The 26,560-nt window shown below is 39.2% G+C and carries 33 protein-coding genes and 1 tRNA gene; 21 read left to right on the forward strand and 13 right to left on the reverse strand.

The window, feature by feature from the left end:
* Window positions 1-67: 67 nt before the first annotated feature.
* Complete coding sequence (locus tag EV07_RS02595) at window positions 68-439, reverse strand: hypothetical protein (protein WP_036917123.1); 372 nt, start codon at window positions 437-439, stop codon at window positions 68-70.
* Between the two features lie 99 nt (window positions 440-538).
* Here EV07_RS02595 and EV07_RS02600 point away from each other — a divergent pair, with 99 nt between their 5' ends.
* A complete protein-coding gene (locus EV07_RS02600; RefSeq protein WP_036917124.1) occupies window positions 539-1,309 on the forward strand; it encodes a microcompartment protein in 771 nt (256 codons plus the stop codon).
* 17 nt (window positions 1,310-1,326) lie between these two features.
* Here the strand turns inward: EV07_RS02600 and EV07_RS02605 are convergent, their stop codons facing one another.
* Window positions 1,327-1,914 carry a non-canonical purine NTP pyrophosphatase gene (locus EV07_RS02605; RefSeq protein ID WP_036917125.1) on the reverse strand — a complete coding sequence of 196 codons (588 nt, stop codon included), beginning with the start codon at window positions 1,912-1,914 and terminating at the stop codon, window positions 1,327-1,329.
* Window positions 1,915-2,255: 341 nt separating this feature from the next.
* On the opposite strand from EV07_RS02605, the gene EV07_RS02610 reads away from it, so the two are divergent.
* From EV07_RS02610 to EV07_RS02650, 9 genes are all read left to right on the forward strand, one after another.
* The gene (locus tag EV07_RS02610) at window positions 2,256-2,567 is read left to right on the forward strand and encodes a BMC domain-containing protein (RefSeq protein ID WP_006169870.1); all 312 of its coding nucleotides are present in this window, start codon (window positions 2,256-2,258) and stop codon (window positions 2,565-2,567) included.
* A 69-nt stretch (window positions 2,568-2,636) separates the two neighbouring features.
* Entirely contained in the window at window positions 2,637-4,049 is a 1,413-nt protein-coding gene (locus EV07_RS02615; RefSeq protein ID WP_011124704.1) for a form I ribulose bisphosphate carboxylase large subunit, read from the forward strand.
* 104 nt (window positions 4,050-4,153) lie between these two features.
* A complete protein-coding gene (locus EV07_RS02620; protein WP_036917127.1) occupies window positions 4,154-4,495 on the forward strand; it encodes a ribulose bisphosphate carboxylase small subunit in 342 nt (113 codons plus the stop codon).
* Between the two features lie 103 nt (window positions 4,496-4,598).
* Complete coding sequence (gene csoS2 / locus EV07_RS02625) at window positions 4,599-6,968, forward strand: carboxysome assembly protein CsoS2 (protein WP_036917128.1); 2,370 nt, start codon at window positions 4,599-4,601, stop codon at window positions 6,966-6,968.
* Between the two features lie 7 nt (window positions 6,969-6,975).
* Entirely contained in the window at window positions 6,976-8,511 is a 1,536-nt protein-coding gene (locus EV07_RS02630; protein WP_036917129.1) for a carboxysome shell carbonic anhydrase, read from the forward strand.
* A gap of 1 nt (window position 8,512) precedes the next feature.
* On the forward strand, window positions 8,513-8,785 hold the full coding sequence (locus EV07_RS02635) for a carboxysome peptide A (RefSeq protein ID WP_036917130.1): 273 nt from the start codon (window positions 8,513-8,515) through the stop codon (window positions 8,783-8,785).
* The gene (locus tag EV07_RS02640; RefSeq protein ID WP_036917131.1) at window positions 8,785-9,036 is read left to right on the forward strand and encodes a carboxysome peptide B; all 252 of its coding nucleotides are present in this window, start codon (window positions 8,785-8,787) and stop codon (window positions 9,034-9,036) included. Before EV07_RS02635 ends, EV07_RS02640 begins: the two co-directional genes overlap by 1 nt.
* Before the next feature lie 36 nt (window positions 9,037-9,072).
* Window positions 9,073-9,582 carry a BMC domain-containing protein gene (locus EV07_RS10100; RefSeq protein WP_036917132.1) on the forward strand — a complete coding sequence of 170 codons (510 nt, stop codon included), beginning with the start codon at window positions 9,073-9,075 and terminating at the stop codon, window positions 9,580-9,582.
* A gap of 68 nt (window positions 9,583-9,650) precedes the next feature.
* Complete coding sequence (locus EV07_RS02650; protein ID WP_036917133.1) at window positions 9,651-9,896, forward strand: 4a-hydroxytetrahydrobiopterin dehydratase; 246 nt, start codon at window positions 9,651-9,653, stop codon at window positions 9,894-9,896.
* A gap of 18 nt (window positions 9,897-9,914) precedes the next feature.
* On the opposite strand, the gene EV07_RS02655 is transcribed toward EV07_RS02650, so the two are convergent.
* From EV07_RS02655 to gloB, 3 genes are all read right to left on the reverse strand, one after another.
* The gene (locus tag EV07_RS02655; RefSeq protein WP_036917134.1) at window positions 9,915-10,139 is read right to left on the reverse strand and encodes a DUF3136 domain-containing protein; all 225 of its coding nucleotides are present in this window, start codon (window positions 10,137-10,139) and stop codon (window positions 9,915-9,917) included.
* Between the two features lie 86 nt (window positions 10,140-10,225).
* Window positions 10,226-10,624 (reverse strand): Rid family detoxifying hydrolase, encoded by a 399-nt coding sequence (locus EV07_RS02660; protein WP_036917135.1) that lies wholly within the window; start codon window positions 10,622-10,624, stop codon window positions 10,226-10,228.
* 51 nt (window positions 10,625-10,675) lie between these two features.
* The gene (gene gloB / locus EV07_RS02665; protein WP_036917136.1) at window positions 10,676-11,437 is read right to left on the reverse strand and encodes a hydroxyacylglutathione hydrolase; all 762 of its coding nucleotides are present in this window, start codon (window positions 11,435-11,437) and stop codon (window positions 10,676-10,678) included.
* A gap of 49 nt (window positions 11,438-11,486) precedes the next feature.
* Here gloB and hisG point away from each other — a divergent pair, with 49 nt between their 5' ends.
* Genes hisG through EV07_RS02680 form a run of 3 tightly spaced genes read left to right on the forward strand, consistent with a single transcriptional unit; the run spans window position 11,487 to window position 14,499 of the window.
* Entirely contained in the window at window positions 11,487-12,134 is a 648-nt protein-coding gene (gene hisG, locus EV07_RS02670) for an ATP phosphoribosyltransferase (RefSeq protein WP_036917137.1), read from the forward strand.
* 5 nt (window positions 12,135-12,139) lie between these two features.
* Window positions 12,140-13,939 carry an ABC transporter ATP-binding protein gene (locus EV07_RS02675; RefSeq protein ID WP_036917138.1) on the forward strand — a complete coding sequence of 600 codons (1,800 nt, stop codon included), beginning with the start codon at window positions 12,140-12,142 and terminating at the stop codon, window positions 13,937-13,939.
* 17 nt (window positions 13,940-13,956) lie between these two features.
* The gene (locus EV07_RS02680; RefSeq protein ID WP_081936929.1) at window positions 13,957-14,499 is read left to right on the forward strand and encodes a GNAT family N-acetyltransferase; all 543 of its coding nucleotides are present in this window, start codon (window positions 13,957-13,959) and stop codon (window positions 14,497-14,499) included.
* Window positions 14,500-14,518: 19 nt separating this feature from the next.
* Here EV07_RS02680 and EV07_RS02685 read toward each other — a convergent pair whose 3' ends face one another.
* Both EV07_RS02685 and EV07_RS02690 read right to left on the reverse strand, forming a co-directional pair.
* Entirely contained in the window at window positions 14,519-15,220 is a 702-nt protein-coding gene (locus tag EV07_RS02685; RefSeq protein WP_241433986.1) for a TIGR04283 family arsenosugar biosynthesis glycosyltransferase, read from the reverse strand.
* Window positions 15,217-15,861: a TIGR04282 family arsenosugar biosynthesis glycosyltransferase gene (locus EV07_RS02690; protein ID WP_036918147.1), complete on the reverse strand. Its 645-nt coding sequence runs from the start codon at window positions 15,859-15,861 to the stop codon at window positions 15,217-15,219. The genes EV07_RS02685 and EV07_RS02690 overlap by 4 nt, the downstream gene beginning before the upstream one ends.
* 288 nt (window positions 15,862-16,149) lie before the next feature.
* Between EV07_RS02690 and dnaA the strand changes: the two genes are divergently transcribed.
* A complete protein-coding gene (dnaA, locus tag EV07_RS02695) occupies window positions 16,150-17,538 on the forward strand; it encodes a chromosomal replication initiator protein DnaA (RefSeq protein WP_036917140.1) in 1,389 nt (462 codons plus the stop codon).
* A 19-nt stretch (window positions 17,539-17,557) separates the two neighbouring features.
* Here dnaA and EV07_RS02700 read toward each other — a convergent pair whose 3' ends face one another.
* A complete protein-coding gene (locus EV07_RS02700) occupies window positions 17,558-18,808 on the reverse strand; it encodes a glutathione S-transferase family protein (RefSeq protein WP_036917141.1) in 1,251 nt (416 codons plus the stop codon).
* Between the two features lie 43 nt (window positions 18,809-18,851).
* Between EV07_RS02700 and gorA the strand changes: the two genes are divergently transcribed.
* Window positions 18,852-20,210 carry a glutathione-disulfide reductase gene (gene gorA / locus EV07_RS02705; RefSeq protein ID WP_036917142.1) on the forward strand — a complete coding sequence of 453 codons (1,359 nt, stop codon included), beginning with the start codon at window positions 18,852-18,854 and terminating at the stop codon, window positions 20,208-20,210.
* A 27-nt stretch (window positions 20,211-20,237) separates the two neighbouring features.
* Here the strand turns inward: gorA and EV07_RS02710 are convergent, their stop codons facing one another.
* Window positions 20,238-21,338, reverse strand: coding sequence for a calcium/sodium antiporter (locus tag EV07_RS02710; protein ID WP_036917143.1), 1,101 nt, complete (start codon window positions 21,336-21,338; stop codon window positions 20,238-20,240).
* A gap of 119 nt (window positions 21,339-21,457) precedes the next feature.
* On the opposite strand from EV07_RS02710, the gene pyrC reads away from it, so the two are divergent.
* The 5 genes from pyrC (at window position 21,458) to trpA (ending at window position 24,600) form a co-directional block, all read left to right on the forward strand.
* Window positions 21,458-22,531 (forward strand): dihydroorotase, encoded by a 1,074-nt coding sequence (gene pyrC, locus EV07_RS02715; RefSeq protein ID WP_036917144.1) that lies wholly within the window; start codon window positions 21,458-21,460, stop codon window positions 22,529-22,531.
* Between the two features lie 188 nt (window positions 22,532-22,719).
* Window positions 22,720-22,805 (forward strand) — tRNA-Leu (locus EV07_RS02720).
* Between the two features lie 347 nt (window positions 22,806-23,152).
* A complete protein-coding gene (locus EV07_RS02725) occupies window positions 23,153-23,389 on the forward strand; it encodes an NAD(P)H-quinone oxidoreductase subunit L (protein ID WP_036918149.1) in 237 nt (78 codons plus the stop codon).
* Between the two features lie 3 nt (window positions 23,390-23,392).
* On the forward strand, window positions 23,393-23,734 hold the full coding sequence (locus EV07_RS02730) for a DUF3007 family protein (RefSeq protein ID WP_036917145.1): 342 nt from the start codon (window positions 23,393-23,395) through the stop codon (window positions 23,732-23,734).
* A 62-nt stretch (window positions 23,735-23,796) separates the two neighbouring features.
* Window positions 23,797-24,600 carry a tryptophan synthase subunit alpha gene (gene trpA / locus EV07_RS02735; protein ID WP_036917147.1) on the forward strand — a complete coding sequence of 268 codons (804 nt, stop codon included), beginning with the start codon at window positions 23,797-23,799 and terminating at the stop codon, window positions 24,598-24,600.
* A gap of 130 nt (window positions 24,601-24,730) precedes the next feature.
* On the opposite strand, the gene EV07_RS02740 is transcribed toward trpA, so the two are convergent.
* The gene (locus EV07_RS02740) at window positions 24,731-25,099 is read right to left on the reverse strand and encodes an AbrB family transcriptional regulator (RefSeq protein WP_036917148.1); all 369 of its coding nucleotides are present in this window, start codon (window positions 25,097-25,099) and stop codon (window positions 24,731-24,733) included.
* Window positions 25,100-25,203: 104 nt separating this feature from the next.
* Here EV07_RS02740 and EV07_RS02745 point away from each other — a divergent pair, with 104 nt between their 5' ends.
* A complete protein-coding gene (locus EV07_RS02745) occupies window positions 25,204-25,473 on the forward strand; it encodes a YciI family protein (RefSeq protein ID WP_036917149.1) in 270 nt (89 codons plus the stop codon).
* Here the strand turns inward: EV07_RS02745 and EV07_RS02750 are convergent.
* The 3 genes from EV07_RS02750 to EV07_RS02760 are packed head-to-tail and all read right to left on the reverse strand — an operon-like array spanning window position 25,449 to window position 26,546.
* The gene (locus tag EV07_RS02750) at window positions 25,449-25,835 is read right to left on the reverse strand and encodes a c-type cytochrome (protein WP_241433987.1); all 387 of its coding nucleotides are present in this window, start codon (window positions 25,833-25,835) and stop codon (window positions 25,449-25,451) included. The two genes, EV07_RS02745 and EV07_RS02750, sit on opposite strands and share 25 nt — an antisense overlap.
* Before the next feature lie 24 nt (window positions 25,836-25,859).
* On the reverse strand, window positions 25,860-26,174 hold the full coding sequence (locus EV07_RS02755) for a hypothetical protein (RefSeq protein ID WP_036917150.1): 315 nt from the start codon (window positions 26,172-26,174) through the stop codon (window positions 25,860-25,862).
* A 6-nt stretch (window positions 26,175-26,180) separates the two neighbouring features.
* Complete coding sequence (locus EV07_RS02760; RefSeq protein WP_036917152.1) at window positions 26,181-26,546, reverse strand: YkvA family protein; 366 nt, start codon at window positions 26,544-26,546, stop codon at window positions 26,181-26,183.
* Window positions 26,547-26,560: the final 14 nt, after the last annotated feature.

Consider the following 26,560-nt stretch of genomic DNA (forward strand, 5'->3'; position numbering starts at 1 on the left):
TTTTGTTGCTTTTTGTTTTTAGCTTTTCTCTTGAAAACTTGCTTGCTTGGTCAAAAACACTCGAATATTAGTTCCTCCAATATGTTGTTTCTTTGTCTTCAGCCCGAGATAGTTTCCAAACATTTCTACTGATTCTTTGAGCTAAAAGGCCACCGCGCTCTGTTTTAGATGAGCCAGGCTTTGCTCCTAGAAGATATTTAACCTCACTAGTGCTTAGTGGAGCACCTGTTTTTGTGGCCAAGTCTATAAGTTCGAGGCGTTGTCGAAGATTATGTAGGTCAAACTTCTCTTCATTATCTTCAACTAATCTTAATCTTGAAGTTCCTACTCGAGATATTTTTTGCATCATGCCTAGTCCTACTAATCCAAGGGCTTGTTCAGGGTTTAACTCGCTTGGTATAGCTTGAGAGTTTGTATTGGGATTGGGTGAGGCAGACATCTTTTTTCATTGTATTTCTTAGAAGGTATCGGTTCGGATTTAAGCTTGCAAGACTTTGTTGTTTACTAAAACTACAACCTTTGAGGTATTATCCCTCCCATGAGTGCTTTGACTGGCTTTCCAAATGATGAGCGGAGACTCTCTGGGAGTTCGCTTGTAACAGGTTCTGAGGTTGGCCCTCAGGCTGGAGCAAGCTGCGTTATTACTACTGACTCGGAAAAATCACTTGTATCTCGTCAGGCTAGTCATGTTCAACAAATTGAGTTAAGAACGTACGTATTTTTAGATTCACTTCAACCTCAGCTTGCTGCCTATATGGGTACAGTGAGCCAAGGGTTCCTTCCTATCCCTGGTGATGCTTGTCTTTGGATGGAAGTGTCTCCAGGCATGGCTGTTCATAGAGTTACTGATATCGCTCTGAAAGCGAGCAACGTTAGGCTAGGTCAAATGGTTGTAGAAAGGGCTTTTGGTTCTTTAGCTCTTTATCATCGAGATCAAAGTACTGTTCTTCATTCTGGTGATGTTGTATTAGATGCCATTGGAAGTAGCGTTGATAGACGAACTAAGCCTCAAATTAGCTGGACTGAAGTTATTAGAGCTATTACGCCAGATCATGCTGTTTTGATTAACCGTCAAAACAGAAGAGGATCTATGATCCAATCTGGAATGAGTATGTTTATTTTAGAAACTGAGCCAGCAGGCTATGTTTTAATGGCTGCAAATGAAGCAGAGAAGGCTTCTAATATTACTGTTGTTGATGTAAAAGGAGTTGGTGCCTTTGGTAGGCTAACTCTAGCTGGCAAAGAGGGTGACGTTGAAGAGGCGGCAGCAGCTGCAATGAGATCAATTGATCAGATAAACCGTCAATAATAAAGAGAGAATATTGTTCACTGGAGCCCGATTGTTTTAAGAAGATAAGGGGCCAATGCTCTTGCTGCTTTTCCTCTGCTTCCTAATTTTGTTAATTGTTCTTGGCTGAGCTCCCCATAAGTACAATTTGCTTCTCTTACCCAAAAGATCGATTCAAATTCGCCTTTTGGGTATGCAGGTTTTCTTAAGATCTCACCCCAACAGGTTCCTTGTGCATCATGAATGTGATTACCTTCTGGATCGCATAGAACCATTACGCTGCAAAAGCGAGCACTTCGATATGGCGTGTCTGCAAGTTCGTTTAGAAGCTTGTTGACCTTGATTTCGTTAGATTCAGCAAATCGTGCAGAGTAAATACCTGGTCCACCTTGCAAGGCATCTACTTCTAATCCAGAATCATCTGCAATTGTCCATGAGTTAGTTAATTTTGCAGTTGCTTTTGCTTTTAATATGGCATTCTCTAAATAAGTTGACCCACTTTCTTCTACTTCAAAATTGTCTGGCTGACGTTGAACTTTCAGAGGGAGAGGCCCTAGCATGAATTCAATTTCTGCAACCTTTTTAGGGTTCCCACTAGCAATTGTAAGTAGTGGTTTGATCAACATAAAGAGTTTTTAAATCTAGTTAGGTGTTGGCTTATTAAAGTACTCGATAAATAATTTGAGACAGGATGGGGTTGAACATTCCATACCTAGGCTATGCCTTGGGCACCTGCCTCTGTTAAAGAAAATAATCCTAAAAAGGAAATAACACAAATGTTTGTTTGGCGGTGCTGACGAGATATTTAACAGCCTCTTGTATCAGTCAGCGCAAGGGTGATAAGTTTATCTTATCAATGAGAGAGGATACCGTGATCGCTTTTTTAATGAATTTCCCTTGACGTACAAGTGCTTAAGAAGTCATTGTCTGTTGTGAACATTCCAAACCTTTATTTCTCGTAAGGCATATGGCTAACGAAACTATGGGCATCGCACTCGGCATGATCGAGACTCGCGGACTTGTCCCAGCTATTGAAGCTGCTGACGCAATGACTAAGGCTGCTGAAGTGCGCCTTATAGGTCGTGAATTTGTTGGTGGCGGTTATGTAACCGTTTTAGTACGTGGCGAAACTGGTGCAGTTAATGCTGCTGTTCGTGCTGGCGCTGACGCATGTGAGCGTGTAGGTGATGGACTTGTTGCTGCTCACATTATTGCTCGTCCTCATAGAGAAGTTGAGCCTGCATTGGGCAACGGCAACTTCCTTGGTCAGAAGGACTGAAGTCTAAAGCGCTTTATTTAAGAAAAGCGCGATTTCAAATCCCTACAACGACCTAAAAGGAGTTATTTTATGAGTAAGAAGTATGACGCTGGGGTTAAGGAGTACAGAGACACCTACTGGACTCCCGACTATGTCCCCCTAGATACAGACCTTTTGGCTTGCTTTAAATGCACAGGCCAAGAAGGAGTTCCAAGAGAGGAAGTAGCTGCTGCGGTAGCTGCAGAATCTTCAACAGGTACTTGGTCTACAGTGTGGTCTGAATTGCTAACTGACCTTGAATTTTATAAGGGACGTTGCTATCGCATTGAAGACGTTCCTGGAGATAAGGAATCTTTCTATGCATTTATTGCATATCCACTAGATCTTTTTGAAGAAGGATCAATCACAAATGTGCTGACTTCATTGGTCGGTAATGTTTTTGGATTTAAAGCTTTACGCCATTTGCGTTTAGAAGATATCCGCTTCCCAATGGCCTTCATTAAAACCTGTGGAGGGCCACCTCAAGGAATCGTTGTAGAGCGTGACCGTTTAAATAAGTATGGTCGTCCTCTACTTGGTTGCACTATTAAGCCTAAGCTTGGCTTGTCTGGCAAAAACTATGGACGTGTGGTCTATGAATGCCTTCGAGGTGGATTAGATCTTACAAAAGATGATGAGAACATAAACTCACAGCCCTTCCAGAGATGGAGAGATCGTTTTGAGTTTGTTGCTGAAGCTGTAAAGCTTGCTCAGCAAGAGACTGGTGAAGTTAAAGGCCATTATCTTAATTGTACAGCTACTACTCCTGAAGAGATGTATGAGCGTGCAGAGTTCGCTAAAGAACTTGATATGCCTATTATCATGCATGATTACATTACCGGTGGCTTTACTGCTAACACAGGATTAGCTAATTGGTGTCGTAAGAATGGCATGTTGCTTCATATCCATAGAGCAATGCATGCGGTAATTGACCGTCATCCAAAGCATGGAATTCACTTCCGTGTTCTAGCTAAGTGTTTACGTCTGTCAGGTGGTGATCAACTTCACACTGGAACAGTTGTAGGTAAGTTGGAAGGTGACCGTCAAACAACTCTTGGGTATATCGACAATTTACGTGAATCCTTCGTCCCAGAAGACCGTACTCGCGGTAACTTCTTCGACCAGGATTGGGGCTCTATGCCGGGCGTATTTGCTGTTGCTTCAGGTGGTATCCATGTATGGCATATGCCAGCTTTGCTTGCAATCTTTGGTGACGATTCATGTCTTCAGTTTGGTGGCGGAACTCATGGACACCCATGGGGATCAGCTGCTGGTGCAGCTGCCAACCGCGTAGCTTTAGAAGCATGTGTTAAGGCACGTAATGCAGGTAGAGAAATCGAGAAGGAAAGTCGCGACATCCTTATGGAAGCTGCGAAGCATAGTCCTGAGTTAGCTATTGCACTTGAGACCTGGAAGGAGATCAAGTTCGAGTTTGACACTGTAGATAAGCTCGACGTTCAGTAAAAGCAAAATCATGAGGAGGCTTTATGTCTCCTCTGACTTTCCTTCCCAAATAAGTTCCGAATAACTTTATCGGAATACTTTTCTATCCTTTTTAAAAGTTCACCATGCCTTTTCAGAGCACAGTTGGTGACTATCAAACAGTCGCCACCCTGGAGACATTCGGCTTCTTGCCTCCAATGTCACAGGACGAAATTTACGACCAAATTGCTTACATCATTGCTCAGGGTTGGAGCCCTGTGATTGAGCATGTTCACCCCAGTGGTTCCATGCAGACTTATTGGTCTTATTGGAAGTTACCTTTCTTTGGTGAAAAAGATTTGAATGTCGTTGTTAGCGAGTTAGAAGCTTGCCACCGTGCATATCCAGATCACCATGTTCGAATGGTTGGCTATGACGCTTATACCCAAAGTCAGGGTACAGCTTTTGTAGTTTTCGAAGGTCGCTAATAGCGACGAGGTTTATAGCCTCGATAATTATTTCGAGGCTATTTAGTTCCCTTAGAGAAGATTCTGAATCTTCTTCAAACAGTAAAGTTCCTATCCGGTAGAAATGGCAAAACAAACCAGTCGAGAACTAGTCCTTGAACGCCGTAAAGCGCTAAGTCAAGGTGGAAAGAATGCCCTAGCAGGGAATGATTCTCTTAATAATAGAGTTCGTTCGGCTGTAGATTCCCGTGCTACCAGGACAGGTGCAACTTCTGTACAGAATGAGAATGAGATTGAGATATCAACCTCTACCCCTTCAAGTGCCTATACCAATTTGAATACATCGACGTCAAATTCATCTATTAGTAGACACATGAAACGTGTAAGCCAACCAAGTAGAGAGCTTGTGTTAGCACGTCGCGAAGCACTTTCTCGCCGAGGTAAGTCAGCTGATACAAGTAAAGATAGAACTAGAGCAGATTCAAGTGCGAAATCTGTTTCAACAGTTTCAAACCCAACGGTCTTGACTAAGTATTGTTGTGATGAATGTAAAGAGAATGAACTTAATCCTTCTTCTGAATCCAAAAGCTCTTTGTCATTGGAATCTAGATCTAAGGAATTATCTGTGAGTAATAATGCACGTCGTTCTACTACAAAACGTAGGCCTATTCAAAACTCTAGTAGAGCTCTAGTCTTAGCACGCCGTGAGGCTCAGTCTAAGCATGGCAAGACAGCTGGAAAACAACCAACATCTGCAGCTTCAGTTGCCAGGCAAGGTGACCCTGATCTTACAAGCAGAGAGTTGTCTCAGAGAGTTCGTGAGCTAAGGAGTAAAATAGGTGCTACTGGCTCTAAACGGTCTGGGAGCTGTAGACCTTGTGGGCCAAACAAAAATGGATCTAAGCAATTAGCAGCAGATGCACATTGGAAAGTTGGAATAAGTGAGACTATTTCAGGTCAGGTTGTTACAGGGACTCAAGCTAATAGATCTTCTAAAACAACTGGGAATGAGGCAAGTACTTGTCGATCTGTGACAGGTACACAGTATATGGGTACAGATGACTTTAATACCTTTTGTGATACAACACCATCTCCAAGCCAACCATCAAAGGTAGCTGTTACTAACACTTCGCATGGGAATATGGTTACGGGCAATGAGGTTGGTAGATCTGAAAAAGTTACTGGTAATGAGCCTGGAACTTGCAAGGCCCTAACAGGAACAGAATATATTTCAGCTAATCAATCTAATCAATATTGTGGAGGATCAAACCCTTCTCCTAGGAAGGTTGGTCATAGCCTCACTCAAGATGGTAGGAAAGTAAGTGGTGTGATGGTTGGCCGTTCTTCTAGTGTTACAGGGAATGAGGCAGGCTATCAAAAAGGGCTTACAGGTGATCAGTATCTTGGTTCGGATCCTTTGCCAGAAGGAAGACCTGCTGAAAAGGTTAGTTCTTTTAATACTTTGCGTGGATCAGGTGTAACGGGAACAAATGTCTCGCGTGCAGACTCCGTCACTGGTAATGAAGCTGGTACTTGTAAACGTGTAACGGGAGATGAGTATGTAGGTCAAGAGCAATATCAATCGTTTTGTGGGGGTAAGCCTCAAGCAGAAGCAGCAAAAGTTGGCTTAAGCCTTACTAATAAATCACAAATTGTTAGTGGGACCCAAACTGGTCGTTCTAAAATTGTCACGGGAGATGAACCTGGAACATGTAAGGCAGTTACAGGCACTCCATATGCAGGCCTTGAGCAAGCAAGTCAATTATGTGAAGTTGACTCAGTTAAAGAAATCCAACTTCGTACACCTAAAAGATTGGGAACTCCAGCAGCTCCTTTGACTGGACTACAGCCTGGTATAGGAGGAGTTATGACTGGGGCTGAAAGAGGAGCTTGTGAGCCTTTGACAGGGACCCCATATGTTGGTGCAGATCAATTGAGTCAAGCTTGTGGAACATCATCTCAAATTGTTAGTGGTCAGAAGGATGAAGTCTCTGTAGCTGGACCAGGATCACAATTTACTGTTCAATCTCCAGCAAGATCGGCTCAGAAGAATAGAGAAAATTTATCAGCTGTTACTGGAACCAGCTATGAGAACGGATCAAGAATCACAGGCCCTTTTGATATGGCACCCGATAAAATTACAGGTACTGAACAATTTCGTTTTGGATTAAAGCCCACTCAACACCCTTCAGCAAATGAACCTCTTGTACCTGAAGAAGGCGCTAGGCCTCTCTCAAGGATTACAGGGGAAGGCCAATCTTCTGGGCTTAATATCACAGGAGATGATTGGGCTAGAGGAGAGAGCGTTACAGGGACAGAAGGTACATCTTCTGTGAGACGTAACCCTTCCCGTACAGGAGGAATGAGTGCCATGCCGGCTTTCGATCCAAAAAGGAACGAAGAACTTAAAAAGCCAGAGCTTTTGATAACAGGCTCCAGTGGTAATACTGGACAGGGCCAATTGGTTACTTTTTCAGGCGGAGCAAGAGGTTAAGTGACCAATGGCCTATAAGAAGCTGGCCAGAAATAAAGATCGTATCTTAGGGCCAACGGCACCTAGGAAGAGTTATCTTTCTGCTCAATCATCACAGTCATTTGCTCAAGTAAGAGGTGCTTCTCCTTTATTAAATGAATCACACCCATTGACTGATTTGTCTTCTAACAAGAAACTTCAACAATATGAAGAAGAGGTAAAAGGTAAGTTCGATCAGATTGTCCCATTGCTTAAAAAGATATCAACTATTCAGCACGAGGATAATTTTATAGACAGTGCCCAAAAATTAGCCAAATCTCAATTAGGATTTGAACTCCCCGAGGAAATATTAGAAAAAGCTTGGGTTCGCCCTTTAGACATGAGAGCTTTGTTTGCAACATGTGTTTTTCAAGCTCATCAATTATCAAGCAATCAGTTTTTTAATTCTGATCCATTAGGTGGTTCGGAGGGCAGCCATGATGCAAACCTTTTTGAGTCTTTCCTTTCTAAATGTGGGTTTCACTTGTTGGATGTAACACCTTGTGCAGACGGTCGCTTGGCGCATTCAATTTCATATGCGCTTCGGATACCTTTTAGCGCAGTAAGAAGAAGATCGCATGCAGGAGCTTTGTTTGATGTTGAAAATACTGTAAATCGTTGGGTAAAAACAGAACACAGACGTTATAGGGAGAGTTTGCCTAATTCTCCTCATGAGCCAACTAGGTATTTAAAAGTAGTTGTCTACCATTTTAGTTCTATAAATCCTTCTACCCAAGGTTGTGCTGCTCATGGTAGTGATGATTCTCTTGCGGCTTCTGAAGGGCTGCAGAGATTGTTGGATTTTAAGAAATCAGTTGAGAATAGTTTTTGTTGCGGGGCCTCTGTAGAGCTTTTGCTGATAGGTCTTGATACTGATACAGATGCAATTCGTGTACATGTCCCTAATTCTGAGGGCCAAATTCTTCTTGACGAATGGGTTTCTGCAATAGATATTTATGAGGAAACAAAACTATTATCTCGTGAGGAAGCAATAAGAAAGATTAATGAAAAAGTTAACTCAAGCGTGCCTGGAAATATAGAAAAAGGAATGGTTGATTTTGTTGTGAAATTAATAGTAAATAATCTTTCACAGATTGATTATGTAAGGCAACTTCATAATGGCCCATACCCTGATGAAGGTCATGCAGAGAGGTTTATTGGTGTAGGTATTGGATTCAAGGAAGTTCACCTAAGAAATCTTACTTATTTCGCACATCTTGATACTGTTGAGGAAGGGGCTCCTGATCTGGATGTAGGGATTAAAATCTTTAAAGGCTTAAATGTTTCTCGAGATTTACCTATACCAGTTGTCATTAGATTTGATTACTCAGGCCAAGTGCCTGGAGCAAGAGAAAGAGCAATCTTAGATTGTAAGAGAGTTGATAGTGCTATCTCTTTTCGCTATCGAAAATTAGTAGATGATGGTCTTTTGCATACATGTCTTACTATTAGAGATCGAAATACAAAATCCCCTGCAGAAGTTGTAGGGTCTTCTCTCGATCCTGTCCTTCAGGAGGAACATTGACATGTTAATTTGCAAGGTTGTAAAGCCACTTGTTTCCACAAATCGTATACCTGGTTTTGAACACAGACATCTTCAAGTGGTTCTAGATGGTAGCTCTAAGAAAGTTGCTGTAGATGCTGTGGGCTGCAAGCCAGATGATTGGGTTATTTGTGTAGGAAGTTCTGCGGCAAGAGAAGCCGCAGGGAGTAAGTCCTATCCTAGTGACCTCACAATAGTTGGAATAATTGATCATTGGGACCCGGATGCCTCACATTCTTCTGGAGGAGTGAAGTAATGGAAATAATGCGGGTTATGGGCCGCTTGGTTTGTACTCAAAGAGTTGCAGGTTTAGGTCATATGCATTTGCGTATTTTGCAAAATAATCAAGGGAAGAGGCTCGTTGCCGTAGACCCCGTAGGAGCACGTGAGGGCAACTGGGTGTTTACTTCTAGTGGCTCTGCTGCAAGATTTGCATGTCCAGATCCAACTACACAAACAGATTTAACAATCGGCGGAATAATTGATTTTTGGACCCCTGATGGATAGCTTTTTCTACTTTGCAAAACTTTCCTAATTTTTTTCATGACTTCTTCTAATCCACTCAACAGCTCTAAAGCAAAACAAAAGATAAAAAACATCGATGCTTCAAAGCAAATAGTTGATGTTGAAACCGGTTCTACTAAGCCAAAGGAAGTTTCATCTCAAACTAAAAGTGCTAAGAATTCCACTGGATCTGGAAGGAATTCAAATACTAATAATCCTCCATACAACAATTCTTCCTCGAAGTATGGTCCGATTTCTGGTATTGCTTTAGGAATGATTGAGACACGTGGTATGGTCCCAGCTATAGAGGCAGCAGATGCTATGACAAAAGCTGCAGAGGTGAATTTAGTTGCTAGAGAATATATTGGAGGTGGATACGTGAGTGTTCTAGTACGTGGCGAAACTGGAGCAGTAAATGCTTCTGTTAGGGCAGGAGCTGATGCCTGTGAGCGTGTTGGAGACGGATTGGTGGCTGCACATATTATTGCTCGGCCTCATGTCGAAGTGGAACCTATCCTTCAAGTTAGTGGAGCAACTCGTCGCCTTTGATGAAGGATTGATTGCTAATGCTCCTTTTATTTAAGTAAGTTTGCTTAAGACGAAATTTCTCTAAAGTTATGCACAAATGGAATGAGAGAAGTCGCCCTTTGAGGCTCGAAAGGAGATTGGAATTTCTAACTTATGAGTCGACTAGAGATTTCCTTGATCGACTTGGTGATCTTTGTGAGAACAGAAAGCGCTTCCCTGACATAAGTTTTGGTAAAACGTATGTAAATTTGACTTTGAAACCTGAAGATGAAAATCAGATAACAGATCTTGATAAGAAATTCGCTTCAGAAATAGATGAATTGACAAATAACTAGCCCTTTAAGGATCGAATATCACTCTTTACCTTCAGAGATGTCACGTTTAATTAGTGCCATTAAGTAAGCAGGAGCCTTATACCTTCCAGGTAGGCACCTATTAAGGGTCTCTAAATGCCCCCAGCAGACTGTTCTCTCAATCTCTTGGCGAGTGCGACCTAGTTCAAGAAGCCTCCTAAGAGCTTTGCAGTAGAGAGGATAACCAGCCTCGAGTTCTCCAATTGTTAGCTTGGCTGCGGACATGTTTTGTCGCAGGTCAACACTTAATCTAGACAATTATGTGACCGGCATGCAAATCAAATATCAAAAATCAAGCGATTTTTTGACTTTCAACCAAGCCACGCTACACAGTCGATCTCTACAAGCCCCCCTTTTGGAAGAGCAGAAACCTCTATACAGGCTCTCGCAGGACTAATGTTGTTCTTGAAAAAATCAGAATAAATATTATTTACTTTCTTGAAGTCTTCTAGGTTGACCAAATAGATAGTTGTTCGGACAACATTGGAAGTATCTCCACCTGCGGCCTTTAGGACCTCTAAAAGGTTTTTAAGAACTTGATGTGTTTGTTGCTCGACATCCTCCTTTCCAACAATATTTCCTGTAGAAGGGTCAAGTGCAATTTGCCCAGAACAATAAAGCCACCCTCCTGCAAGAATGGCTTGATTATAAGGACCTACTGGAGCTGGGGCTGCTTTTGATTCGATTGCTTTCTTCAATAACGCAGTCATAAAAATAGTGATTTAATTATGTTTGGGTTTATCTTTTCTAACATCTTATTTTCACCAACTGTCTTTATGTAAACGTAGTTTAGATAATTCTTTTGGAGTTGAAGAACGAATGAATAAATTACTTTTCCTTTCTTCGTAAAGCGTTGTTGGAAGACTCAATAGACCCTTCGATCTTTTACTAATAACCTCAGCAAGTCTTCTTTTTATTTCTATATCTTCAGGATAAATTGATTTAGCCCAAATTAAGTTGTTTTCTGTGTACTCATGAGCACAATAAATTTTCGTGTTGGCGGGTAGCTTATTGATTCGCTTTAAAGAATCAAACATTTGATGAGCAGTGCCTTCAAATAAACGGCCACAACCAGCCCCAAATAAAGTATCACCGCAAAAAAGAACAGGGTTTCTCTTCACTCCTGATGCTTTTGAAGCATGTAAATAGAATGAAATATGATGTTTTGTGTGACCTGGTACGCTTAGAACTGTAATTTCTTCTCCTAGTAGAGAAAAAGTTTCGTTGTCTAATACTGAACGAGTTTGAAATGGGATTCGAGCTATATCTTCTTTAGAAGCAATTACTGAAGAAGCTGGCCAAACCCTTAGTAAACCTTCAGTCCCACCAATGTGATCATCATGGTGATGTGTTTGTAAGATCGATTCGAGAGTTAGATTCTTTGATTGCAACCAGCTTATAACTGGCTCAGAAATCGCAGGGTCAATTACGACAGCTTGATTTTTTTTCACCCAGATCCATATGATGTTGTCCTTTAGTACAGGGATAGGATGAATTATGAAATCGTTTTTTTCTTGCTTCATAGCTTTAAAACTAATTCAAATAGTTAGAGTCAGGTTGATTAATTAACTCATGATTACTGTTGCCTTAGCCAAAGGAGCCCTGTTAAAAGAATCTGTTGCAAGATTCGCTAAAGCAGGATTGGACTTTTCAGCAGTCCTTGATCCTAGGAATCGTCTTCTAATGGTACCGTCAGTCTGCGGGAGAGCTAAGGCCCTTCTTGTTAGGAATGGGGATGTGCCTGTTTATGTTGCTTATGGGCAAGCTCATTTGGGAATTGTAGGATTTGATGTTTTGAGTGAGAAGCAAATGCCAGTAGCAAGTTTGGTAGATCTTGGGTTTGGTAGTTGTCGTATGTCTGTGGCAGTAAAAGAAACCAGCGTTTATAAGCATGCTGTTGACTTACCCCCTCATTGCAGAGTCGCAAGTAAATTCACGGGTTGTGCAAGACGTTTTTTTGAAGGGATTGATCTTCCTGTCGAATTGGTTCATTTAACAGGCTCTGTTGAGCTTGGTCCTTTGACTGGTATCGCTGAGGCAATTGTTGATCTAGTAGCTACAGGGCGCACATTGCGCGAAAATGGCTTGATTGAAATAGACCAACTCTTTTATTCAACCGCTCGATTGATAGCACATCCTCTTTCTTTGCGATTAGACAATGGCACTCTTCAGGAGATTGTGGAAGCAATTCAATCTCATAATGATACTTTTGCCCCCTAACTATAATGAGCGTTAAAGACTTACATAGACTTAAAAGAATTGCTCATTATCTCCACAAAGATAAAAAGCGATTGTTAATAATTCTTTTGTTGCTGCTACCTCTTTCTTTTGCAGGAGCAATGCAGCCATTACTTGTTGGACAAGCAATAAGTGTTTTGAAAGGTGAGCAGACTTTTATGTGGTTAAGAGTGCTGTCCATGGGCGGTGAAATTAAAATATTAATAATCTTTTTGCTTGTTTCTGTCCTCATTCGATTAGCCCTTCAGGGTTTTCAGTCGTATACAATTCAATCCGTCGGTCAAGGCTTAACAGCTCGTATTAGGAAGGATTTATTTTCACATGCAATTAATTTATCGCTGAAATATCATGATTCAATGCCTGTAGGCAAATTGCTTACAAGGCTAACTAGTGACGTTGATGCATTGTCTGAAGTCTTTGGGAGTGGAGCTGTTGGGGTGATTGCAGATGTTGTGACTCTGGCTGTAATTTCCATTACAATGGTTTTAATTGATTTGAAATTAGGAATATTACTTTTAACAACACAAATTCCGGTTACTCTTTTTATTCTTTGGTTACAGCAGAGATATAGAAAGTCTAATTATCGAGTTCGGGAAGAATTGTCTGAACTCAATGCAGATTTTCAAGAGAATCTTCAAGGAATTGAAGTTGTTCAGATGTTCAGAAGACAATCTGTCAATGCGAGGCGATTCAATCAAACTGGAATTGCATATCGCAATGCCGTTAATAGCATTATATTTTACGACAGTAGTATTTCCGCTTTTATTGAATGGGTCTCATTGGCCGTAGTTGCTTTGGTAATTGCCATAGGAGGTTGGTTTGTAACCTCAGGATCAATGGGTTTAGGAACTCTTACGACTTTTATCCTTTACTCTCAGAGACTCTTCGAACCTTTGAGACAACTTGCTGAAAGATTTACTCAAATTCAAGGAGGCTTGACAGCGGTAGAAAGAATTGGTGAATTATTAGAAGAAAAGATTGAAATATTAGATGTCTACTCTAATGAAGAGAAAAGTAAGAACGATTTAATCAAGTCAAAATCAGTTGGCTTAGGAGAGATTGTGTTTGATAATGTTAGTTTTCACTATAGATCCGATGACCAAATCATTAGCAATCTCAGCTTTCGGATATCACCAGGAGAGCATGTTGCACTTGTTGGCCCAACAGGATCAGGAAAAACCACCTTAATCAGGTTGTTATGTAGATTATATGAACCTCAGGAAGGAAGGATACTTATAGACGGAGTAAATATAAAGGATATTCCTTTGATTGATTTAAGAAGACAAATAGGTGTTGTTCTTCAAGATACTTTTTTATTTAGTGGTAATGTTGCCGATAATCTTAGGTTAGATGCATCTATAACTGATGAAAAACTAACTGAAATATGTAAAGAATTAGGCTTGATACCTTTGCTGAATAGATTCCCAAATGGTTTACATACATTGTTAAGAGAGCGAGGAGGTAATATATCTTCTGGTGAAAGGCAATTGCTCTCAGTTGCACGAGTGGCAATTCGAAGTCCTAAAATCTTGATTTTGGATGAAGCCACAGCTTTTATGGATCCTTCTACTGAAGCAACTCTGCAAAGAGATTTAGACAGACTGCTTGAAAAAAGGACAGCATTAGTGATTGCACATCGGCTTGCGACAATTGAACTTTCAGATCGTATTTTGGTTATGAAGAAAGGAAAGCTGATTGAACAAGGTAGTCACCAAGAGCTCCTCAAGCAAAGTGGTCTCTATTCCCAGTTGGCAAGGCTGCAAGAACAAGGCCTGGCTAAATTCTGATAGGTATAGATGTAAAAATGATTAGGAAACTAGGAGAAGGAAAAATAAGACCACTAGGCTGGGGAAACAGTCGTCAGTTGATTAATGAGTGGCACCATGTCTATGGTGAAGAGTCATATGAATGTATATCGACTAATAAAAAACATCAATTTATCTTCAGCCAATCTAAGCCTTTCGATTTAATTGAGCTGGAACAGTTGCTTCAGTCAGTTGGGTGGAGTAGAAGGCCTCTTCGGCGTGTTCAGAAAGCATTGGACAATAGCTTGTTGAAGGTTGGTTTGTGGCAGCATGACCCTAGATTTCCTAGATTGATAGGCTTTGCAAGATGTACAGGTGACGGAGTCCTTCAGGCAACGGTATGGGATGTTGCTATTCACCCTGTCTATCAAGGCTTTGGCCTTGGCAAAGAGTTGATGTCGTATGTCATGAAAAGTCTTAAGATAATGAATATAGAGAGAGTTATTCTTTTTGCAGATCCAGGAGTCGTAAGTTTTTATAAAAGTCAAGGGTGGATGCTTGAGCCAAATGGCTATCGTTGTGCATTCTGGTACGCTAATTAAGATTTAATTCTTTGAAGCATCACTTAGTTGAATAGTATTTTTTTGCTAGAGTTTTTACATCGACTCCTTTCTCCCAAAGCATTCTTAGAATTGCATTCTCCAAAGAATTCAGAAATATATTGCTTTGATGATATTTACGACTACTTGTTCTAAGTGCCATGCCTATTCGTTTGAGCTTATATTGCTTGTTAAGTCGTTTTATCAGATCAAGATCTTCCATTATCTGAAGGCTTCTATAGCCACCAATCTTGAAATATAAATCTTTGCTTATTAGTAGACCTTGATCACCATAGGGCTTGTGAAAAAAATTGCTTCGTAATGCGACGCTTTTTTCTAACAAGAACCAACAAAGTCCTTTTCTATTGATCTTGAAATCGAAAAACCAGCCATGCTTTTTGTTTAATGGGTTTCGGATGATCTGGTTTATTGTTGATGGCCAGTCGCTACTAAGCCTACAATCCGCATGTAGAAAAAGAAGCCAATCTCCTGATGCTTTACAAGCACCTTTGTGAAGCTGATCTCCTCTATTGGCTTCTTTTGTCTTTAGGACTTGTGCGCCTCCAATTTCAGCAATAAAAGTACTTAAATCTAAACTGCTTCCGTCAACTATGAATAACTCGAATTGGTAAGGGCATAGGTTTATATCTGCTAGTAAAAGAGGAAGTCTCTCTGCTTCATTAAGAGTTGGGACAATAATACTTAGCTTTTTTTTAGGACTCATGAATGCCATGAAAACAAGTCTGCTTCAACATCAAGATCAGATCTCTTGACGATTGATTTATGTTTGAGACCTTCTAGATCTGCTCGCCTAAGTGTCTCTTTAAAAACAGAACTCGTACCCCAATTTATTCCGGTAAAAGGCCAAGATATTATTGGTGAAAGAATATTTTTTGAAAAAGCTATTAGCCAGTACCCACCATCTTTTGCAGGCCCTATTACTAAATCATTCCTTGCTAAATAATTAACAGCGGAATCTATGTCTGATTGGCATAGGCTGGGCACATCTGTACCTATAAGAATAGTATCTCTTGGTTCTGCTCTGCCAGCGCTGCTTTTCCTTTGAGCAAGGACTAATTGTCGCTTCATCTTAACCCCAAGATTTCCCAACCCTTGTGCACCTGCTTGACTAATCCCTTTACTCCTTGCCCAGGTTGCAATCTTTTTGTTCCCTATTCCATCTACAGCTAATTTGATATCTAATATTCCTTTCTCGCTTAGCTTTTTGGCTACAGCAATTGTGTGATTAGTTAACTGCCTTTGTATCCTTGCAGCTTTATAGGGCCCTATATCCTTGCTTAGCCTCGTTTTGCACCTCTTAGGTGCAGGCCATCGAGTCATTAAAACAAGAATAGGCTTACGCATTTTTAGAGACAAATGATTGCGCAAGTAAGCAATTTTGCATTTGCTTTGTTCTGAGGTTTGATAATTGAAATGTTTTTACAGTAATTTTTCTTTGCATGATGTATTTCTTTAATAAGCTTTTGAATGTACTAATCATAACCCTTTTCGCTTGAACACCTTTGTACGCCTTGATTAAAAACAAAGAGGGGATAATTTTCCGAATAATTTAAGATATGATTCTCTGATTAATTTCTGCTTAATCCTAAAACCACGTGTAGATTCAGCCTCTGATTAAAAAATTCTTGGCTAATGCGTGAAGAGTCATGGGCAGAGGTTCAGAGCTCGTTGAAAAAAAATCTAAGTAAGCCTTCTTATGAAACTTGGATTAGACCTACTCAATTTAGAAGTTTTGAGAATGGAGAGCTGACTTTAGTAGCTCCTAATAGTTTTTCAAGTGCTTGGTTAAGGAATAATTACTCTCAAACAATTCAAGAAACAGCCGAAAAAGTTTTTGGAGAACCAGTTACAGTAAATGTGAAAGTAAAAGAAATTACAGATAACTCTCCACAATCTCTGCATTCTCCTAATGCTGTTGAAACCTCCTTGAAGATTCCTTCTGACCCTATTAATAAATCAAAGGAAGCTTTGAGGTTGCCTAAAAAGACACGCTCCTTGCTTAATTTAAGATATGTTTTCAATCGATTTGTCGTAGGACCTAATAGTCGAATGGCACATGCTGCTGCAATGGCTGTAGCAGAATCCCCAGGACGTGAATTTAACCCTTTGTTTATTTGTGGAGGAGTTGGTTTAGGGAAAACTCATTTAATGCAAGCCATTGGGCATTACCGAATAGAAATTGATCCGGGAGCAAAGGTTTCTTATGTTTCAACTGAAACTTTCACTAATGATTTAATTCTTGCTATTAGGCAAGACAGAATGCAGTCTTTTAGAGATCGATATAGAGCTGCAGATTTGATACTTGTTGATGACATTCAATTTCTTGAAGGCAAGGAATACACTCAGGAGGAGTTCTTTCATACTTTTAATGCCTTGCATGATGCTGGAAGTCAGATTGTGCTTGCTAGTGATCGACCCCCTAGTCAGATTCCACGGCTTCAAGAACGATTGATGTCAAGATTTTCAATGGGATTAATAGCCGATGTTCAAGCGCCTGATTTGGAAACAAGAATGGCGATTTTGCAGAAGAAAGCTGAGCAAGAACAAGTGGGCTTGCCTAGAGACTTAATTCATTTTATAGCAGGACGTTTTACTTCTAATATCCGTGAATTAGAAGGTGCACTCACTAGAGCTATAGCTTTTGCTTCTATTACTGGTCTTCCTATGACAGTTGAATCTATAGCACCAATGCTAGATCCAAATAGTCAAGGCGTTGAGGTTACCCCTAGGCAGGTTATGGAGAAAGTCTCTGAAGTTTTTAACGTTACCCCTGAAGAAATGCAAAGTGCAAGTAGACGAAGACCAGTAAGCCAAGCAAGACAAGTAGGCATGTATTTGATGCGACAAGGCACTAATTTAAGTTTGCCAAGAATAGGTGACTCATTTGGTGGAAAGGATCACACTACGGTTATGTATGCAATTGAGCAAGTGGAAAAAAAATTATCTAGTGATCCTCAGATAGCTAGTCAAGTACAAAAGATTAGAGATCTGTTGCAGATAGATTCACGAACTAAAAAATGAGTTTTTTTGGCGCAGTATTTTAATTAGAGCTTTTAAGAAAACAAGATGGGTCTTGATCAAATCTATTTTGAATTGGGATTGAAGGACCTTCTGTAGTTCCATCAATTATAGCTGTTGCTTCTAATGCGATCCGTAATTTTCTCGCTGATAGTAGAGGCATGTCTCTAGGGACACAGATTCTATCTCTTAAATATCTTAATCCTAGTGCGCTGCCTTTTGTCGGTAAATAGGTCTCATTTAGAACCATTTTGCTTAGAGCCGCTCGTAATGGTTGGTCAAAATTTTCAGAACCTAAAGGATTAACGGCTTTTATTTGATCACGGTGTTTTAAAACTCTCATTAATGCAATTCCTGTATGAATGTTTTCCGCAAGAGGCTTAAAGGTTGTTTCGTCTTCACCAAGCCCTTCTCCACTATTGATTTTATTTGAAAGTAGATTTTGATTCGAATTTTCATCTATCCAGCATCCTCCCATTTGTGGTGGTAAATCATGAGAGTGAGTATGAAAATCTCCTTGAGTCCCTCTATATGCATCAAGCTTTTCAAGTGCTTTAAACCAGTGATCTATATTTGGAAAATCTTTACGAATTCTTACTCCTTTGTAGTAAGCCAGAGATGCATTCATCCTTTCTAAATAAGGAATGAAGACAATATCAGCACTGCCAGGGAATAATTCCATTGAATTGCTTCGAGAAGGGGCTAACCATGGGGAATTTGTTTTTGATAATTGGTCGTCTACTTCTTGAGCTATGACTTTGAATTGTTCTGCCCTTCTCGAGGCTTGCTTTTCCCAAAAGCTTGGTGGGCTACATAGCCAAATGCACCAAGCCCTAAAGAGTTTCCGTTCAAGTTTACGTAAATTTATGATTTCTGGATGCTCAAGGGGCATGCCTAAAGGCCCAAAGACCTTCTCTAGATTTAAAAGTATTTGGTCGCTTTCAGTTATAAGCTTCTTATCCAGTTCGATGGCAGGGAAAATACCGGACGGTACTTTTTCTAAGTACCAACTTTCCTTTTTCCCATAGCATCTCATTGTCACTTTCCTTACTTCATAAGGAATCCTTTTCCACTCAAGCCATAACCAAACCTTTTGACAATATGGACACCACGCATGCTTATCTCTATAAAGGACTACTCTTATAGAAGACTTCTCTTGATTAAAAAGTCTTATATAAGAATATGAGTTGTTAGGCCCATTAATCAGGTCCTCTTGCTCTGAAGAAAATTTCTCTAATTCTTCCCAACTAAGAGCTTCGCTGGCTTCTTTCATGGTAATTATGGAGAATAAGTAATGAGTTAACGGTAGGCTTTTCTTGGAAAACCATTCTTTTGATTTGATTGTATTAGGTGCAGGCTCTGGCGGATTGGCTGCGGCTAAAAGAGCCGCCAGTCATGGTGCCCGAGTTGCAATTATAGAGGGTGATCGTGTTGGAGGGACCTGTGTCATAAGAGGTTGTGTCCCTAAAAAACTATTGGTATATGGATCTCAGTATGGGGAATATCTAAAGCATGCCCCCAGCTTTGGTGTAGACATATCTGAGGCTAAAATAAATACAGCAACTTTACTAGGGAATATTCGGAGCGAAGTTGACCGTTTGAATAAATTGCACATTGATTTACTTGCTAAAGCTAATGTTGAACTTATTAAAGGATGGGGATACATCTCTAACCCGAATTTGGTTTCAGTTAAAGTTGCAAATGGCGTTTCACCTCTTGAATTGGCAGCTAAAAATATTCTTATAGCTGTAGGAGGACGGCCTCAACGCCTTGATATTCCTGGATCTTCTTTAGCTTGGGTTAGTGATGATGTATTTATGCAAAAAAGTTTTCCTGAAAAAGTTGTTGTAATTGGAGCAGGTTTTATTGCTTGTGAATTTGCTTGTATTCTAAATGGCTTAGGAGTTGAAGTCACTCAACTGGTTCGAGGGAATAAGTTGCTTAAGGGTTTTGATAGAGAAATTGTCTCAACATTGCAAGAAATGATGCTTTCAAAAGGGATTAATATTCACTTTGCTACTAATGTCACTGCCTTAAAAGGTGAAATTGGTAACCTGACTTTATCTACAAGTAAAGGTAAGAATATTAAGTCTGGAGCAGTCCTTTTTGCTATTGGAAGAAAGCCATTCCTTGAAGGCTTAGACTTAACCGGGATGAATCTGGTTGCTGACAATAAAATCTTAGTAGATAAACATCATAGAACTAATGTTAGTAGTATATTTGCTGTTGGAGATGTTACTAATCGGATTAACTTGACTCCCGTAGCTATTGAAGAAGGAAGGGTTCTTGCTGATAATCTTTTTGCTGGGAAGAATAGACATGTGAATTATGACTTTGTTCCGAAGGCGGTTTTTTCACAGCCTGAGCTTGCTTTTGTTGGAATTACAGAAGAAGAAGCTTTGGATAAGTATGGAGAGGATAATATTGTTGTTTTTAGATCAAAATTTAGACCCATGTCTCAGATGTTGCCTAAGTCGACAGAGATATGTTTGTTGAAATTAATAGTGGATAGAAAAACAAGCAAAATAATTGGTTGTCATATGATCGGAGAACACGCGTCAGAGATAATTCAAATGGCAGCTGTTTCTATTCAAATGGGAGCAAAGAAATCGGATTTTGATAAAACAATGGCTCTTCATCCAACTATTGCTGAAGAGTTTGTGACCATGGCATAATCTCACACCTTTCCCCAACCATGCCAACTATAAAAAATTAGCTTTTCTTAGATTCCTCCAATAATTAGCAGTTTTAAACATTACTAAAATCAATATAATTGGTAAGACGATAACTAGACTAATAAAGCGAAATTTCGCTTGAAATATTGGAACACTGTATGGGATAATTTGATCTAATAAATATAATATATATAGTATCAAAAGAATTACTCCTTCAGATCTACTTATTTTGCCCTTTGTCCAAAAGATGGGCATACAAGCTAAAACTGAAAGGATCATGATTGGAAAATCACGTTGAATCAATATTTCTTCGACGACCAGACCTTTGCTTCCTGAAAATAGAGCACAGCTGCCAAGAACTAGTAATTGATTAAGTAGGCTGCTGCCAACAACATTACCAATTGCTAAATCTGTTTTGCCTCGGAGTGAGGCGACTAAAGAAGTAATTAACTCTGGCATAGACGTGCCAGCAGAAATAATTGTTAGTCCTATTAGTGTTTCACTCCATTCATATGAATTAGCTAGAGACTTGGCTCCATTAATTAAAAGATTAGAGCCAAACCCAAGTATTATTATACCGATGATGATTTTCCCAGTAGCAATTAACCATTTTTTAGATTCAGATTTGATATAAATTACTGGTTCAGCATCTTTAATCCCTTGAGGCTCCTCTCTTGCGGTTCTAATTTCCCAGATAGTGTTAATTCCAAGTGCAACCAGTAAGGCAAGCCCAGACTGCCAAGTGAAATTACCGGAAGACGCCATTCCCCACACAGCCACTGAAACTGCAAGTAAGACTGGTACATCTCTTTTGACTAGACGACTCTCGACCTTAAGCGGCACTATTAGAGCGCTGCTACCAAGAACAACCAATACGTTGAATATGTTGCTGCCGACAACATTCCCCACCGCAATGGCATCTGAGCCTTTAAAGAAGGAGCCAACACTTACAAATAATTCTGGCGCACTTGTGCCAAGAGAAACTACAGTTAAACCAATTACAAGTTGAGGGATTCCTAATATAATTGCAAGAGTTGCAGAACCTTGCACGAAGAACTCACCGCCAAGGAAAAGAGTAATTATTCCAATAATTATTTCTAAAGATGACTTTATTAACATTGCTGACATGAGTGGGATGATTTGGGTAATGTGTTGCGTTTGGCCTAGAAATTTAATCCAATCATAATATTCAGGTTATTTTAAGGGTAATGGTATTTGCCGTTTAGATTAATTTACAGTTTCCTCCTTTGCATTTGTCCTCAGAACGGATCACATTACGTCAACCAGACGATTGGCATTTGCATCTTAGAGATGGGGCGATCTTAGATGCAGTAGTGACTCCGACTGCAAGAGTGTTTAGACGTGCTGTTGTAATGCCAAATCTTCAGCCGCCAATTTCAAGTTGCGAATCTGCAATGAATTATAGGCAAAGGATTATAAAAGCAATACCTAAAGGACTTGCTTTCACGCCTCTTATGACTGTATATCTTACAGATGACCTCCCTTCTGATGTATTGAGAAAGGGTTGTAGTGAAGGTATATTTGTAGGAGCAAAATTGTACCCTGCAAATTCAACCACTAATTCATCTGCTGGCGTAACAAAGTTGGAAAATATCTACTATCTTTTTGAGACAATGGAGGAAATCGGACTGCCATTGTTAATTCATGGCGAAGTAACTGATCCTGATGTAGATGTTTTTGACCGAGAAGCTGTTTTTATTGAACGTCATCTTAATCCGTTGCTTGAGAAGTTCCCTTCTATGCGCGTAGTCCTAGAGCACATAACAACAGAGGAGGCTGTTCAATATATTCAAGAAAATCAAGCAAATTTAGCTGCCACAATCACCCCTCATCATTTGCATATAAATCGAAATGCTCTCTTCCTGGAGGGATTAAGAAGTGATTTTTATTGTTTACCTGTTGCAAAAAGAGAGAATCATCGGCTTGCATTGAGACGCGCTGCCACCAGTGGAGAGCCTTGCTTCTTTCTTGGTACTGATTCGGCTCCTCACATTCGAGAATTTAAAGAGAGTTCCTGTGGTTGTGCTGGGATTTTCAATGCAATGAATGCAATTGAAAGCTATGCGCAGGCTTTTGACGAAGAAGGTGCACTTGATAAACTAGAGTCCTTTGCAAGTGAATTTGGACCTGCTTTTTATGGATTACCAGTTAATGAAAAAAGAATAACTTTGATAAGAAAACCACATATTGTTCCTTCTCGCTTTGAAATTAGCAATAAAGATACTTCTGAAAACTATATAGTCCCATTTCATGCGGGAGAAAAATTAAATTGGTCATTTGAACCATCTAATGTGAATTAAGGATATGCCTTCTATATAAGCCTGTTCCTATTCTAGGCTTTAAATTCTATTGAACTCTTTAAAAGCATTGGTATGACATTCACCTGCTTAACTATAAGCATGTCAGAATAAGTGGTTAATTTGCAGAATTTTCTTTTGGATCGACGTATGATAAGTAATGAGTCCTTTCACCTCTAGGTTCAAGCTTTGCGAGTGTGGTGGAATTGGTAGACACACAGGACTTAAAATCCTGAGACCAGCAATGGTCGTGAGGGTTCAAGTCCCTCCACTCGCATCAATTTATGATATGAACAGAATAATTTTTAGATATATGGGATTTTATCAATATGCCTTTGGAAGACCAAACTCTCTAATTGAGGGATATTAATTCTAACTTAGAAAAAGCAGCTTCAATCTTTAAAAGATGTTCAGTTGGTATTGGGCACGAAAAAAATTTAGACTCCTTTGTAAGTTAATAGGTGGACTTTATATAATTGGTTAGAACTTAGATCTTAAAGGGTTTGGGAATTAAGAGATTGATTGACGCTGTTAAGTTAAAAATGTTTAGTTGGAAATCTTAAGCCGATATGATTAATCTGATATTAGAATTAAATGTATATCCTTCAGGGAGCAAGCCTTTTAATGGAGAACGAAGTATTGAATAATTCTTTCCTTGTAATAGTCACATACTTCGTATTGGGCTCTATCTATTTGGTGGCAGTTCCGATTTTTCTTTACTTCTGGATGAATGCGAGATGGAATTTCATGGGTAAGTATGAAAGACTATTTATTTATAGTTTGGTTTTTCTTTTTTTTCCAGGAATGATTTTGTTTTCCCCTTTGCTTAATCTTCGTATGAATGGACAAGGAGATTTATAAAGATTGACTAAAGCTAATGTTATTCAATTAGGATTATTTCTTTTTGTACTTGGAGGTTTAGGTTATGGAGTATTTCTCCTAGCCGGTCTAGAAGGAAGCAAAGCTGGTATAGCTTCGGAATCTGTGATTATATTTCTTTTGATCGTATGGATTTCCTCTTATTTTTATAGAGTTGTTACTGGCAATATGACTTTCATGGAGCAACGTAAACGTTACAACGATGAATACAAGCTGATTACTGATAGAGAATTGCAAGATAAATTTGATTCAATGTCTAACGAACAGAAGAGTGATTTAATTAAAGAGCTTGAAAAAGATAACAATGATAATGGAGCAACACTTTAAATAGAAGCTAATCTTTTAAAACTCTTCAATGCATTTGATCAGAAAAAATCAACTATCACTCTATGAAGAACTCTGCTATTGCTGAATGTTTTATTCAATCAAAGAAACAAGGTCGTATTGCATTAATGCCTTTTATAATGGCAGGCGATCCTGATTTGAATACATCTGCACAGATATTATTAAAACTTCAAGAGAAAGGAGCAGACATTATTGAATTAGGTATTCCATATAGTGACCCACTTGCTGATGGGCCAATAATACAGTTAGCAGCATCACGTGCACTTTCTTCTGGAACTTCTCCAAAAGCTGTTTTAGAAATGTTGTCTAATTTAAAGGGCAGATTAAATATTCCTATAATACTTTTTACTTATAGCAATCCATTGCTTAATTATGGTATGGAGTCTTTTTGTGAGCTAGCGTCTAATGCTGGCGCCTCTGGACTAGTTGTTCCAGATTTACCACTTGAAGAGGCTAAAAAATTATCTTTAATTGCTGTAAAAAAAGGATTGGATTTAGTTCTCTTGGTTGCACCTACTACACCTTCAGATCGCATGAAAAAAATCTCTGAAAGTAGTAGTGGTTTTACCTATCTTGTAAGCGTAACTGGAGTCACAGGAGAACGCACTGTAATAGAAGATCGTGTTAAGTTGCTAGTTAATAAACTGAAGAAAATACATTCGAATCCTGTTGCTGTTGGGTTTGGTATTTCAGAGCCTAAGCACGTAAGTCAAGTTAGAGAATGGGGTGCTGATGGTGCAATAATTGGGAGTGCTCTAGTGAAAAGGATTAGCAAAGCATCTAAAGAGAATGCTGTAGAAGAAGCAGGGAAATTTTGTAGTGAACTTCGTAAAGCAGCTGGTTACTGATCGTTTGATGTGGAATATATTAGTTGGTTAATTAAGTAAATAAAAAAGCCCCAGATTTATTCTGAGGCTTAAGATTAATAAATTAAAAGAAATAAGTATTCTCTAAAAATCAAGTTAAATATTAATTCTTTTAGTCGTCAGAATCTTCTGCTCCAGCAGGAACAAGTCTGATTTGCTTGCGACCTAATTTAATTTCAAATTCATCGCCAGCTTTGAGATCTAGTAAAGCTGTATATGCTTTACCAATTAATAGATTTCCGTTGCCTTGAACAGTTGCAACATAGCTAAGCTTTCTACCACCTTTTCCAATTCCTGCTACACCAGTTGCTCCTAGGCTTACACCTTTAGCTTCTAGCAGAGCTTCATAAAAAGCAGTGAAGTTTAGTCTTTCACCACCATCCTTCTTGTTGGATACATATCCACATGCACGAACAAGATCTGATTTACTGACATCACCAAGTTCTTTGACTTTAGTGAGCAGGTCGCTACCTGTTAGCATAGTTAAGTAATAAATTGATCTACTTAAATAACATAGCAATTAGTATGCCAATTGTGCAATCATTTAAGTGTAATTTTCATTTAATTGTTTAATCTCTGATTCTAATGGAGAAATTTGTTCTGATTGGTACTTACTGTGAAAATGCTATTCAAAAGCGCAACCCTTTTCGCGAAGAACATCTCTATAGACTAAATAAACTCAAGGAAGAAGGGATACTGATAACCTTAGGTCCTACAAAATGTACTAGATATGTATTTGGAATTTTTGAAGCTTCAAGTATTGAAGATGTAAAGAAACTTTTAAAAGATGACGTTTATTGGAAAGAAGGAATATGGACTTCGTTAGATGTCTATCCTTGGATCCAAGCTTTCTGAGCTTGTAGCAATATCCAATTTGCAACAATTTCATCTCCATTTTCACCAAGAACTTCTTTATATCCACTCATACTTCCTATACCTTCTCTTGCAATTTTTGCAATTTCCTCTGTAGTATCTAGTCCATTACGATGTAAGTCTTTTAACTTTAAGGTTTTGTTTCTTCTAATGATATTTCCACCTTTTATATGACAACCTGAACAATTTTTAATAAAGAGATGCTCTCCTTTAGATTCATTTTGAGCGAAGACTTTGGTTGGAAGCGTTAAAAATGATGAAACGAGAGCTGTAATTAAAATACCAAGCTTAAAGAAAGTCAAAAATTGATCAAAATGAACCTTTAATTGTCTTTTAAAGTTCACAAAACAAACACTACTAGATCTCATCTAAGTATTACAGTCTTCCTTGATTTCTTCTAATAGCAGGTCAAGTTGACCGAAAGGATCCTCTGCTTTCTTCTCTTCTTCATTAGTTGAATTGCTTTCAGACCATCTTTGTTCTATATCGCATAAGACGCCTGCAAGTTCAGCTAATCCTCCAGATCTATATTTTTCTTTAAGCACTTCCATTAGAGCGGGCATTCTATCGGAACCTGCTTTGAGAATTATCCGAAGATCTTTTTGAGTTTTTCCTTTCTGCTTAAGCCAATCTTTAATTAAAAGCGAGATTTCTTTTTCAATATTTTGATTCCATTTTTCCATAGTTATTTAAAGAGGGAACCAAGTGTCAAGTTTTCTACGTGCTCTATTGCGAATCTCAGGGGTCATGTGTTGGCTCCATAGACTAATTACTGCAGTAATTGCAACAAGATCATCACTGAAACCTGCAACTGGAATGAAATCTGGCATCAAATCGATAGGCATAATTAAATATGTTAGTGCCGCAATTAAAGAAACTCTTGCTTGGGGGGGAGTTGAAGTATCTAAGAGCATTTCAAATGCCTCTAGTGCTGGTTTGGCCAAAGTCCTACCAGCTCTTAATAGAACTTTTTTAAATATCCCTTCATCAATAACAGAACTATCAATGACTTCTGTGTCATAAACTTTTTGTTCTTCAGTGTTGTTATTGGTCATATTTATTAGATGTG

The organism is Prochlorococcus sp. MIT 0603, assembly GCF_000760215.1.
Lineage (GTDB): Bacteria > Cyanobacteriota > Cyanobacteriia > PCC-6307 > Cyanobiaceae > Prochlorococcus_E.